The organism is Bartonella schoenbuchensis R1 (assembly GCF_002022685.1).
GTDB classification, from domain to species: domain Bacteria; phylum Pseudomonadota; class Alphaproteobacteria; order Rhizobiales; family Rhizobiaceae; genus Bartonella; species Bartonella schoenbuchensis.
Map to the genome: position 1 here is coordinate 687,449 of NZ_CP019789.1, position 12,898 is coordinate 700,346.

Genomic DNA, 12,898 nt, shown 5'->3' on the forward strand with positions numbered 1-12,898 from the left:
TTTAAATAGCTGAGGAGGGCATAATTATTATTTATAAATTTACAACCCTCATACAAATATATCAAATTCGCATCTTAACTTTTCTTGCTTCCATATTAAGATAATCACCTTAAATAAAAAGGGGAATAACTAATTACCACTTGAATTGTTATAGTAGAATTTATGTTCATTCTGTTATCTAACGCATTTATACAATTATTACATCATAATATGCTGCATTAGTTGAGCTTATTTGTATGATGCTAAGCTTATTGGTTCATGATAACTTAAAGACTATATGCTAACAGGTAAAAGCAGTGTTTAGATGAATATGCTGCTATTATCGGTATAAAATTTTCCATAGATTTGGATCTCGTTATAAATATAATTCAAAGTAAAAACCAAGCCGTTGGAATTCTGAGTGTTTTAATGTTTGGCTTTCCATAGATCAAAATCAAATCTGGTTTGATATGATAATTACAACACTTATACCTTTGATCGTTAATGCATGATTTCGCTAGTATATCTTTAGTGGTTTATTTTTTGCTAATGCTTTAGTCACAAGCGACAAATCCACCTCTAATGCATTATTGACATACCTACTTTTGCCTTTAAGGTCTCTGCAGAATGATTGAATATAAACGATTTTCCACATAGCTAACTAAGATTGCTTCGTAAGCTTCTTTAGCTTTGTCGTCGCGGATCATATTTCGTAAACTGTTTAATGATGTACGTTCAACACGATTTGTTTTAGCAACTTAATAGCTTTGTGTAATGTTTCAGGGATGGATTGGAAGAAATCAAGTGGTAACACTTGTTCCTAGCAATGCTGGTCATGAATATCCACACGCATCTGATGTAGTAAGACCTGTGGATTTGATGACAGTAACTGTAGTCTCCTGAATTTCATTAGCAATATAAGCTGGAATTTTTTCCGTTATTAGATCTTCTATTCATCTTGTAACTGTGATGTAATACAAAACAAGTTTATGTTGAGAAAATCTTATTCCCTAACCTTATTATTTATCTAGGACCTTTAAAAACAATAATAAAATCAAACGAATGTAGAAACGTAAAAATAAATGGTGGGCGTGACAGGGATTGAACCTGTGACCCCTACGATGTCAACGTAGTGCTCTCCCGCTGAGCTACACGCCCATTCAACGATGGTGTATACGCGCATACTGCATATAGAATTATAAACGTCAATGTCTGATTTAATTTTTTATTTGGTTAAATGCAGATAATTTACAGAAAATGTTCTGTTAAGCAGCTATAAGTATTTTTTCAACTTCGCTAACTAATTCACGCAAATGAAACGGTTTAGAGAGCACTTTAGCATCAGGAATGGTATCATTATTTGAGTTTAAAGCAACTGCTGCAAAACCTGTAATGAACATAACTCGTAAATCAGGATCAATTTCAGTGGCACGTCGTGCTAACTCAATTCCATCCATTTCTGGCATCACAATATCAGTGAGTAGAAGAGAAAATGGCTCTTCTTGTAGACGTTTATATGCACTAGCACCATTATCAAAGTCGATGACTTCATAACCTGCACGTTCTAGTGCTTTTACTAGAAAGCGGCGCATATCATTATCATCTTCCGCGAGCAAGATTCGTTTCATGATTATGTCCAATTGCTCCATTTATCAGTTTTTCGCTATACTAGTGTATACGATATAAAGTATTTATAAAAAAGCGGTAAAATATTTTATAATTAGAATGAATAGCAAAATGGTTAACTGTTGCATATTTGTCAAGGATACATAATGTTGTTCTTAGTTGAATTCAATTTAAAATATGTATGACATTGGAAGAAGACTGGGTATTTTATATATTTTGAACTGTCGGTATTACCTGTTTTTAGTAATGTAAATTGTAAGATATATGCGTTTAATCTCATTTTTCCTCCCGAATTTTGATTATTCAAAGAGAAAAAGATAGGTAAAAAACTTTCTTACTGAAGTTCTTAAATCAATGCAAAAAGCTATATTTCTCTTATCAATAGCGTTAAAACCAAGAAAGCATTTAATACTAACAAAAAGGAACTTAATACTAAATTGTGATGGTGATGAAGAAATAAAAAACAGTTATCCTTATTTTTGCTCTCTTTTATGAATTAAAATACAAAAGAGTTGAAATGGAAAAGATTGATTACCAAATAAATATCACAATCGCCATGATGGGATTGTTGGTTTGTAAGAAAGTCTGCCATTTGGAGACTTTGTAAATTAATTATAGTCGCTCTAAAGGAGGGCAATTATGCGTCAAGTAGATTTTTCACCATTCTATCGTTCAACAGTAGGTTTTGATCATCTTTTAAACTGGTTTGATTCCAGAACACAACCGGATGATGTTTCTTCTTATCCACCATATAATATTGAGCGTTTAAGTGAGGACTCTTATCGGATTTCTATGGCTGTTGCTGGTTTTTCTTTAAATGAAATCGATATTGAAACGCATTGTAACCAGCTAACTATTAAAGGTGAGAAAATACCTGAAAATGATAATGAAGGGCGAGAATTCCTTTATCGAGGAATTGCTTCGCGTGCTTTTGAAAGGCGTTTTCATTTAGCTGATCATGTTAAGGTCATAGGAGCAGAATTAAGAGATGGTCTTCTTCATATCCAGCTTAAAAGAGAAATGCCAGCTGAATTAAAACCCAAGAAGATAGTTGTACAACAAGCGTCGCCATCTGTTGCTAAAAGTAGCAATGGTCATAATATACATAAAGCGAGTTTAGAAGTTGAAACAACAGAATAAATTATAATTTTTAAAGATATTCAAAAACGCGAGGCAAAAGTCTCGCGTTTTTTATTTTCTGCTGATAAAAAAGCTATTTAATTAAAAGTGTTTGTTGCGTAAATAATGATTGTGAATAATAGCATTATTTTCAATAATACAAGATAATAGAGATGGATTAAATGTAGCTAAAGGCAGGATGATTTCTGTAGATCAATTAGTAACTGTGATAAATATTATAACTTACTTCCTAATAGCTATTTATATGAGCAACGATTTTTTGATAGTTCAATAGAATGTTTGATAAGGCAGCAAGATATTAGATTAGAGTAAGCGTGTTTATTGTATATACTAAAGTAGGTATCAAAACGATTATTCTGATTTGAAAAAATGTATATTTCTTACTTTTTATAAGTAGAGCATAAAAATGGTCGGAGCGGCGGGATTCGAACCCACGACCCCTTGACCCCCAGTCAAGTGCGCTACCAGGCTGCGCTACGCTCCGAACTGTCCAAAACGACTAAACGACTGTCTCTTTAAAGGCAAGAGAAAAAACAAACAGAGTAAAATCTAATGAAACGCCTTTTTTCTGCTTTGAGAAAAAGCTTAAAAAAGTAAAAATGAGATTTTGATACTTCATCTCGGAGTAGATTTGAAATAAGAAATCAAAGCTCAAGTTTACAGAAAGGGTTAAACGTTCCAATTTGTGTCTTGTTATTTTGTTTTTAATGTATCAAAAAATGAAATTATCGTAGATAAAGTCATTAAAAATACTTGTTTGGTAAGGGAAAAGTGAACGATGGGTCGTTCGGTAATAAGTTTGACAGAAGTTGCAATAGATCGCATTAAAGATATTATGAAAACAAAAAATGCGTGTGGTATTCTTATTGGCATCAAAAAAGGTGGCTGTGCGGGAATGGAATATACAATTACTCTCGCAAAAGAAGAAATGCACGATGCAGATGTTGTTGAAATTGATGGTGCTCGCGTTTTTATTGCGCGCGATGCAATATTGTTTTTATTAGGAACACAGGTAGATTATGAAGTAACCACACTTCGTTCTGGTTTTATATTCAACAATCCCAATCAAATTTCAGCATGTGGGTGCGGTGAATCAGTAGAAATTCGTCCTGCTTCACAAAATAAATTGAATGAAATATATGAAACTCATTGAGTTTTGTGAGATTGCATTTAGTAAAGTAGGGGGCCGTTAGTTTATTTTCTTATTGTGTATTTTTAGCTTCATTCCAAAGAGCTTCTATTTCTTTTAAAGATACGTCAATCAATTTTTTTGACTGATTTGATAGACTTTCTTCAATATAGGTGAAGCGATTTCTAAATTTTATATTTGTTTTTTTTAATGCCTTTTGGGGATCAATTTTCAAATGGCGTGCAAGATTAAGTATGGCAAAATAAAGATCACCAAATTCAGCTTCTATTTCTAAAGCTTTATCAGCCTTAATTGCTTCTTTAAGTTCATTGATTTCTTCTTTTATTTTTTTGAAGACTTTATCTTTCTTACGCCAATCAAAGCCTACTTTAGCAGCCATATTTTGTAAAGCAAGTGCTTCTCGATCTGCTGGTTGAGTTTGCTTTACTTGTGCAAGATAGCCTGTTGGTGTATCGTCTGGTAAACCTGCCTCTTTGAGCCGTTGTTTCCGTTCAGCTTTTTCTATTTTTTTGATATGTTCCCATGCATTCTCTGGAAAATCTAAGTTTCTTTGTTCTGCATTTCCAAAAACATGAGGATGGCGGCGAATTATTTTTGCAGTAATAGCATAAACAACATCATCAAAAGAAAAGCTACCTTCCTCCTTAGCAATCGCAGCATAATAAACTATCTGTAAGAGAAGATCACCCAATTCGTCACAAAGATCTATTCGGTTACCTCGCTCAATGGCATCAATAACTTCATAAACTTCTTCGATCGTATAAGGTATGATAGATTCAAAAGTTTGTTTTATATCCCAAGCACAACCACTATCGCGATTTCGTAACATCGTAATAATTGTAATAAGGTCATTAATATCTTTTGATGCTAACACTTTTGTCTCTTTTGTGAGGATGATATGGACACATTATTCACCCCAGCGTCTATGAAACCACATCCATTGTCCAGGATATTCACGCACCCAAGTTTCAACAATATCATTTAATTTTTGCACAGAGGCATTTATGTCAATTTCATTTTTGTCATCAAGTGGAAGTTCCATACGCTCATATAACTCCAAACGATAACGGCCTCCAGCTAATCGGATACAACGTGCTGGATAAATATCACAATTATATTGCCGGGCAAGTTTTATGATTAAGGGATTAGTTTTAAGTGGCCGATTAAAAAATGTACTAGGAATGCCTCGGCGAAATTTTTGATCAACAAGCATACCAACATTTTCATTTTTTGCTAATTTTTCTGCTAATGCCCAAGTTACATGCGCTGCAGATGGTAAAAGATGCCCCATAGAATTTTGTCGAGCTTTTAAAACTCGGTCTGCAATATAAGGGTTGTTGGGTGGTCTAAATAACACTGTAACATTAAGATCAAAGCTTTGTGCACATATAGGAAGAAGCTCAAAGTTTCCGGTATGCGCTGTGAAAAAAATATGAGGCTTTTTTTCATTTTTTAATCGTTGAAATATTTCAGCACCACTAACTTCAATTAAACCAGGTTGGCTAGCATTGGGATCAAAATCGAAAATTTTATCGAGGAAGATATATTCGACAAGAAGTCGCCCCATATTTTCCCACATTTCTAGTGCAATTGCATGTAATTCTTGTTCCGTTTTTTCTGGATATGCAGCTCTAAGATTTGCAAGTGCAATTTGATGGCGAGATACAAGAGGACCAAATGTCTTTGCTAACCAGGAAATAAAAGAAAATCCAATGTTAATAGGGAGATGTCGTAAAATAGCTAGAAAAGCAATAAGCAAATGTGCCCACAGCCAATTTACAGAATTTTTAATAATGATTTTAATGCGATACATTGAAATTTTGATAAAATACTTTATCATGATTTAGTCAATTTTTAGGATAATTTTACCAAAAACATCACGGCTTTCCATTCGTTTTAAAGCTGTGTCTATTTTATCAAAGTCGACAATCGTATCAATAATGGGGGAAACAATCCCTTGTGCCATTTTCTGCATAGCATTTGCCATATTTTCCATACGACAGCCAAATGAACCAAATATTTTAAGTTGTTGCTGAAATAGTTGCATTAAATTCATAGGTGCTGAAACACCAGAAGTTGAACCACAAGTTACTAAACGAGCTCCTCGTTTCATACACAATATAGAACCTGTCCATGTATCGGCACCCACGTGTTCAAAAACAACATCAACGCCTTTTTTTTGAGTTAATTTGCGGACAACACCTTCAAAACGATCTTTACGATAATTAATCACATAATCCGCTCCAAGAGATTGTGCCTTTGCAATTTTATTGTCTGAACCAACAGTGGTAATGACTGTACACCCCATAGCTTTTGCGATCTGGATGGCTGCTGAACCAATACCAGAACCACCAGCTTGTATTAAAATTGTTTCTCCAGCTTGTAGTTTTGCGTTATCAAAAAGCATATGCTCTACAGTACCAAAAGTAATCGGAGCAACAGCTGCTTTTATTGCGTCACACTCTAGTGGAGCTGGCACCAATAAACGTGCTGGCAGATTAACAAGTTCACAAGCAAAGCCATCAAGATGAAAACCATAAACGCCTTTTACATCACTGCAAAGATTATCACGTCCTTCACGGCAGGGTTTGCACACGCCACAGGTTTGTGCACCATAAATTGAAACAATTTGCCCAAGTTGTAGATTTTCAACACCATCTCCCAGTTGAACAACCTCACCAGAAGCTTCTGCACCTATAATGAGCGGCATTTTTCTTTTAGCAAAGGCCATACCACGCCATCCCCATACATCAATATGATTAAGGGCAACGGCCTTTATACGGACTGTCACTTCACCAGAGTTAGGCGGTGGTGGTGGGGCAATATTAGTGATCTCAAGTTGACGCTCATTGAGTAGTTGCAGTGCACGCATCATTATTCTCTGTTAATATATTGCTTAAGATTGGTGTTTTCGAAATTTAATCATTAAAGGATTACCCTTTATATGCCGTAATAACAAGACTAGTATTTTGACCGCCAAAGCCAAATGAATTAGATAAAACCGCATTGACGCAAGCTTTACGGCTATAATTAGGAACAACATCCAAAGGGATAGTAGGATCTGGATCATCATAATTGATTGTAGGTGGAAGTATTCCCGATTGGATAGTTAAAAGTGAAAAAACAGCTTCTATAGTGCCAGCAGCAGTTAAAGTGTGTCCAATCATGGATTTATTGGAAGAAACGGGAATATGTTCTAAAATATCTCCAAATACTGTTGATAATGCTAGATATTCCATCTTTTCATTTTCAGGTGTGGAAGTTCCATGTGCATTGATATAATCAATTTCATTAATTGTTATTTGCGCATCAGTTAAGGCTTTACGGACTGCTTCAGTTGCTGGGGATGCATCGGGTTTTGAACGAGTACGGTGAAAATCATCTGCTGTTTCTCCACAACCTGCTAAAATCCCTAGAACTTTTGCTTTACGATTTAAAGCACTCTCAAGAGATTCAAGAACAAGAGCACCCGATCCTTCTGCCATGACAAAGCCGTTTCGGTCACGGCTAAATGGTTTTGATGCTTTTTCTGCAGGATCATTATGGGTTGAAAGAGCAGATAATAAAGAAAAACGAATAAGGGATTCCGCTGAAACTGAACCATCTGTAGCGATAATAAGTGCGCGATCTGTTTCTCCTCGTCGAATAGATTCCACACCTAGTTGAATTGCTGTTGCACCAGATGCACAAGCGGTTGAAAGTGTAACAGGAAGTCCTTTTGTTCCAAATGTTTTTTGAAGTTTTTCTGCAATTGCTCCAAATTGCGTTGTCTCAAAAAGTGCATGCTGGGGTTTACGGCTACAGACTTCAAGAAGATGCGCATAAGAAGGTTCATCATTAGATGTCTCTTCTTGATCAAGAGCAAAACGAGCTTTCCACTCAAGTTCAACAGGGGGAGCTGCTAAGAATAATGGTCCATTAAAATTTGTTTTATCAAGATTGGCTTGCTCTAAAGCTTCTTCTGCTGCAAGATGTGCTAGTTTTTCAGAAAGAGCTGAAGCTCCAATTGTACTTTCTTCAAGAAAATCAACAGTTCCTGCAATAACTGTATTTAACCCTTCAACGGGAAAGCGCGTTATTTTATGAATACCACTAACGCCATTGATTAATTTTTGCCAGTTTTCTTGTTTGCCTTGCCCCAGTGATGTTACAACTCCTGCTCCAGTTATTGCTATAAGTGGACGTCCGAAATGATCGTTATATTCCGTCATAGAAATTCCTTTTAAACAGCAGCTAAGTGCACTATACCTTCAGCTCTTTTTATACCAACTGTAGTGGCTAATGCTTCACGTACTTCTCCAGAAAATGGTTTTTCATGAGCACTCAGTGTTGGAAAGCTAAGCTTTTTCTCAACAGCAATTGCAGCTAATGCAAGCGCTAAAGGAAACTGTGCTTCTCGTAAGTAGCCAAATAATGTTGTCATCCCACGGTAAGGTATATTAGCAGCGTCAAGTACACTTTGTTCCGCTTTTGTTGCTTCATGGGAACCTGAAGCACCTGAAATTGTAAAAGCAGATTTAGCCTTTATTGTTTTTAACATTGTAGCAATTGTGTCTTTAAGTGGAATTTTTGTCCTATTTGTTTGATCTGTGATGATTTGGCTGATTTCAGCATAAACACGGGCATTTCGTTTTTTTGCTTGTTCGCCGTTTTCAAGCACTAGAAAAATACCTGCAGAACCGGTTATTATTTCACTGCCAAGAGAGTTTTTACGCTCCCAAACTGGTGACCACCCATTGCGTGCTAAGAGACCTCCAAGCCCATGAGCTAACAACATATCATAGCTTTGAGCATTATAAGAGCTACCTACTAAAACGTGCGTACTTTGTCCTGCTCGAATTCGGGCAACAGCTACTTGCACAGCAGAAAGCCCACTACCTTCTTCCCCCATAAATGTGCGAGAAGAACCCGTTACTTTATGAACAATTGAAATATTACCGGCTAGAAGATTGGATAGTTGTGCTAAAAATAAAGTTGGGCGAAGTTCAGTTGAAAGGACAGAATTAAGCATAGAAGCGTGATCATCTGTTGTGCGTGCTTTAGCAAGAATTTGTGTATCAACAGCAATATCGCGTTCGCCTCCACTGGCTGCAACGATCATATCCATTGTTGATGTTAACTGTTCATTGTTTTTTATTCCTGCATCCTCAAGAGCAAGGCCAGCTGCATAGGTACCAAGACGCTGCCATGTTTCCATTTGTCGTTGGTCACTACGTTTTGGAATTTGTAAATTCCAATCGACTTCAGTTAATTTATGGACAGTGTAGGGTGAAAAACTCGTACAATCTAGATTTGGCGTAACTGTAGGGTCGTTCAATTTTTTCCAATGGCAATCAACCCCTTCACCTAAGGAGCTTATCAGTCCTATACCAGTAATGAATACAGATTGATTCTGCATGATACAAGAAATCAATTAGCCTGTTTTAAGGCAATGAGTTCATCAATTTTTGCACAAAGGTTTTTAAGAACAAAATATTCTTCGGTTGCAACTGAACCTTCATTAATTTCTTGAGTCCACTGTTCTAATGGAATTTTAATTCCAAAAGCTTTATCAAGAGCAAAAACGATATCAAGAAAATCCAGACTGTCGATTCCTAAATCGTCAATTGTATGACTTTCAGGCGTAATCATGCTGCGATCGATTTCACTGATTTCCGCAATAACATCAGCAACTTTATCAAAAGTAGAGGGCAATGTGTAATTCCTTATTATAGATTGATAGCTTCATAAAATATTTAAATATAACTCTATCTAGCTTTTTTACCTAAAAAAAAAAGACTTAATCCAAAATGCAACTGTCTTTTCAATATGAAAAGTGAATTTGCAATGGATTAAGCCCTTACTTTTTGATTGTTTATAAGAAGAAACACTAAATTTTATCGTAAAACACGAGGATTATTTATTTTTATTTGCCTTACTATGAGATTTTTTTCTATTTGCGGCAAGCACTGCCAGTGCTGTCATATTAACAACTCCTCGTGAAGTTACTGAAGGTGTGAGAATATGTACAGGACGTGCGGCCCCAATTAAAATAGGGCCCACATGGAGTGAATCTGTTAGGTTTTTTACAATGTTAAGTGTGATATTGGCCGCATCAAGTGTTGGAAAAACAAGCAAATTAGCTTCACCCTTAAGACGTGAATCAGGAAACACACGATCACGAAAAATTTGAGAAAGTGCTGAATCACCATGCATTTCCCCATCCGATTCCAAATCTGGATATAACTGTGCCAAGATTTCAGCTGCACGGCGCATTTTACGTGCACTTTCTGTATTTTTGGAACCAAAATTTGAATGCGATAATAACGCTACTTTTGGTGTTATACCAAAAGCTTCAACTTCTTGTGCTGCTAAAACTGTCATTTCCACTATTTCTTCAGCAGAAGGATTTTCATTAACGTAAGTATCCGTTAGGAAAAGAGTACTATGTGGAGAGATGAGTAAACTGACAGAAGAAAAACGACTAACATTGGAATCAAGTCCAATAATTTGCTCGATTAATTGAAGATTACGTTCAAAACGTCCTTCTAAACCGCAAATCATTGCATCAGCTTCTTCACGCATAACTGCAAGGGCAGCAATAGCTGTTGTTGATGTTCTTACAATTGTTTTTGCAACCTCAGGTGATACACCACATCTACCTGTATAACGAAGCAATAAATTAACATAATCACGAAAACGTGGGTCATCCTCTGGATTTGTGAGTTCAAAATCTATGCCGGGACGAATTCTTAAGCCAAAGCGTTCTAATCTAGATTCCACTACATGTGGACGGCCAATGAGGAGAGGAATCGCAGTTTGTTCTTCAATAACAATTTGTGCTGCACGAAGTACACGTTCATCTTCACCATTGGCATAAATTACACGTTTGCGTTTTGCTGTTTTTACAGTAGCAAAAACAGGTTTCATTGTTAGACCAGAGCGGTACACAAAGCGATTAAGGCTATCATGATAAGCAGCAATATCTTCAATTGGTCGAATTGCTACGCCGGTTTTCATTGCTGCTTTGGCAACAGCAGGTGCAATACGCAGTATTAAGCGTGGATCAAAAGGGAAGGGGATAAGATAATCTGGACCAAAATTAGATGTTTCTTTTGAATAAGCACGTGCTGCAATATCTGAAGATTCTTCACGGGCAAGGGCAGCAATAGCATGAACTGCTGCTACTTTCATTTCTTCATTAATTGCAGTGGCACCAACATCTAATGCACCACGGAAAATATAAGGAAAACAAAGGACGTTATTGACTTGATTGGGATAATCAGAACGCCCTGTACAGATCATTGCGTCTGGTCGCACGGCACGTGCTTCTTCTGGCATGATTTCCGGTGTTGGATTAGCGAGTGCTAAAATTAAAGGCTTTGGGGCCATTTTTTTGAGATATTCGGGTTTTAAAACACCACCTGCTGAAACACCTAAAAAAATGTCTGCATTATCAATAATCTCGGATAAAGTTCGTGCATCAGTTTTTTGCGCATAATTGATTTTCCAACGATCCATAAGTGTTTTGCGGCCTTCATAAACAACACCGTCTAAATCACTAAGCCAAATATTTTCAACTTTTGCTCCAAGATGAACTAAAAGATTAAGACAAGCTAAAGCGGCAGCACCTGCACCTGAGGTAACTATTTTTACGTCTTCAATTTTTTTACCAGCAAGATGTAATCCATTTAATACGGCAGCAGAAACAATAATGGCAGTTCCGTGTTGGTCATCATGGAAGACTGGGATATTCATTTTAGCACGAAGTTGCTCTTCGATTTCAAAGCATTCAGGAGCTTTAATGTCTTCAAGATTGATACCACTAAATGTCGGTTCCAATGCAGATACGATTTCTACCATTTGCGCAATGTCAGGTGCATCAAGTTCGATATCAAACACATCAATATTTGCAAACTTTTTGAATAAAACAGCTTTTCCTTCCATGACAGGTTTAGAAGCAAGTGGGCCAATGTTTCCTAATCCTAAAACAGCTGTTCCATTTGATATAACAGCTACTAAATTGGAACGAGAAGTATATTGAGCTGCTAGGTTTGGATCTTTATGAATTGCAAGACATGGCGCAGCAACACCCGGAGAATAAGCAAGCGCTAAATCACGTTGATTACCAAGTGGTTTTGTTGCTTGTATTTTTAGTTTTCCAGGCTTTGGATATTGGTGGTAAAAAAGCGCTGCACTATCAAGTTCAGTTTGATGTGAACTGACATTGTTATTTGATTTTTTAGACATTTTTGTGATATCCAAGTTAATATATGTTTATAGGGACATTGCCATTTATAATAGGATTAATGCCCGCTAAAAGATTTTGATTTTTCTAAATATACAAAGGCATAAACGTGCGCAAATTCTTCTGAATTTTTAAACTAATACACCAGATTAATTTATTTGCATTAATTAATAATTTCATTGACATTAGCATTATTATTTTTGCCTCCTTAACAAATTTTACAGCAATTGATCAGTTTGAAAAGGTCCTGATAAGATAGCGTTGGTGGTTACGTTACAAATAGTTATGTTTTTGTAATACTTACAAGAAATGATGCAAGCCTAATGTGCGTGCTGGAAGGAAGATCTAAATTTATGATTGATGTATAAAGGGGTGAGAAGATAATATAAATCACGCTTAACTATTTGTAATATAAGATAATTTAGCATTACTTTTATAATTCTTATGAGAACAATTGCATTTTGGATGAGGTTTGTCATAAGTTTTTCATATTTTAAATTTTCCAATTCGCAGCATGCGGGATTGTCGTTATTAACTAACAAAGATTCAAAGTAAATGTGTTGGAGTGGATATGCTTTGTTTGTCTTTTGTCCATATATTTGCAATAGTGTACGTCATTTCTATATTAAATTAGCAATAGTTTGTGTTGTTATTTTTAAGGTATGTTGTGGCGTTCATTTATAACCAATGTATCTTCTTATTCTAGTGCATGTACACATACTTTTTTTGTTTCCTGCTTAAGTATAAACGATGGCTCGTGGTTTCTTTAATCCTAA

At 35.9% G+C, this 12,898-nt stretch carries 11 protein-coding genes and 2 tRNA genes; 3 read left to right on the forward strand and 10 right to left on the reverse strand.

Features of this window, described 5'->3' with window-relative positions; genetic code table 11:
* Positions 1-753 precede the first annotated feature (753 nt).
* On the forward strand, positions 754-882 hold the full coding sequence (locus tag BscR1v2_RS08415; protein WP_257787980.1) for a hypothetical protein: 129 nt from the start codon (positions 754-756) through the stop codon (positions 880-882).
* A gap of 180 nt (positions 883-1,062) precedes the next feature.
* Here BscR1v2_RS08415 and BscR1v2_RS02800 read toward each other — a convergent pair.
* A tRNA-Val gene (locus BscR1v2_RS02800) sits at positions 1,063-1,137 on the reverse strand.
* A 107-nt stretch (positions 1,138-1,244) separates the two neighbouring features.
* The gene (gene cpdR / locus BscR1v2_RS02805; RefSeq protein ID WP_078689676.1) at positions 1,245-1,607 is read right to left on the reverse strand and encodes a cell cycle two-component system response regulator CpdR; all 363 of its coding nucleotides are present in this window, start codon (positions 1,605-1,607) and stop codon (positions 1,245-1,247) included.
* Positions 1,608-2,244: 637 nt separating this feature from the next.
* Here cpdR and BscR1v2_RS02810 point away from each other — a divergent pair.
* On the forward strand, positions 2,245-2,745 hold the full coding sequence (locus tag BscR1v2_RS02810; RefSeq protein WP_010703674.1) for an Hsp20 family protein: 501 nt from the start codon (positions 2,245-2,247) through the stop codon (positions 2,743-2,745).
* Between the two features lie 407 nt (positions 2,746-3,152).
* Here the strand turns inward: BscR1v2_RS02810 and BscR1v2_RS02815 are convergent.
* Positions 3,153-3,229: transfer RNA gene (locus BscR1v2_RS02815), tRNA-Pro, on the reverse strand.
* Positions 3,230-3,523: 294 nt separating this feature from the next.
* Between BscR1v2_RS02815 and BscR1v2_RS02820 the strand changes: the two genes are divergently transcribed.
* Positions 3,524-3,898 (forward strand): iron-sulfur cluster assembly accessory protein, encoded by a 375-nt coding sequence (locus BscR1v2_RS02820; RefSeq protein ID WP_078689677.1) that lies wholly within the window; start codon positions 3,524-3,526, stop codon positions 3,896-3,898.
* Positions 3,899-3,947: 49 nt separating this feature from the next.
* On the opposite strand, the gene mazG is transcribed toward BscR1v2_RS02820, so the two are convergent.
* The 7 genes from mazG to BscR1v2_RS02855 form a co-directional block, all read right to left on the reverse strand.
* Positions 3,948-4,769, reverse strand: coding sequence for a nucleoside triphosphate pyrophosphohydrolase (gene mazG / locus BscR1v2_RS02825; protein ID WP_078689678.1), 822 nt, complete (start codon positions 4,767-4,769; stop codon positions 3,948-3,950).
* A 33-nt stretch (positions 4,770-4,802) separates the two neighbouring features.
* Positions 4,803-5,735, reverse strand: coding sequence for a lipid A biosynthesis lauroyl acyltransferase (locus BscR1v2_RS02830; protein WP_246316821.1), 933 nt, complete (start codon positions 5,733-5,735; stop codon positions 4,803-4,805).
* A gap of 3 nt (positions 5,736-5,738) precedes the next feature.
* Complete coding sequence (locus BscR1v2_RS02835; RefSeq protein ID WP_078689679.1) at positions 5,739-6,767, reverse strand: zinc-binding dehydrogenase; 1,029 nt, start codon at positions 6,765-6,767, stop codon at positions 5,739-5,741.
* Between the two features lie 61 nt (positions 6,768-6,828).
* Positions 6,829-8,106, reverse strand: a complete 1,278-nt coding sequence (locus tag BscR1v2_RS02840) for a beta-ketoacyl-ACP synthase (RefSeq protein WP_078689680.1) — start codon at positions 8,104-8,106, stop codon at positions 6,829-6,831.
* Positions 8,107-8,117: 11 nt separating this feature from the next.
* Entirely contained in the window at positions 8,118-9,293 is a 1,176-nt protein-coding gene (locus BscR1v2_RS02845) for a beta-ketoacyl-ACP synthase (protein ID WP_078690301.1), read from the reverse strand.
* 11 nt (positions 9,294-9,304) lie between these two features.
* Positions 9,305-9,589: an acyl carrier protein gene (locus BscR1v2_RS02850; protein WP_078689681.1), complete on the reverse strand. Its 285-nt coding sequence runs from the start codon at positions 9,587-9,589 to the stop codon at positions 9,305-9,307.
* A 201-nt stretch (positions 9,590-9,790) separates the two neighbouring features.
* Positions 9,791-12,124: an NADP-dependent malic enzyme gene (locus tag BscR1v2_RS02855; RefSeq protein ID WP_078690302.1), complete on the reverse strand. Its 2,334-nt coding sequence runs from the start codon at positions 12,122-12,124 to the stop codon at positions 9,791-9,793.
* Positions 12,125-12,898 lie beyond the last annotated feature (774 nt).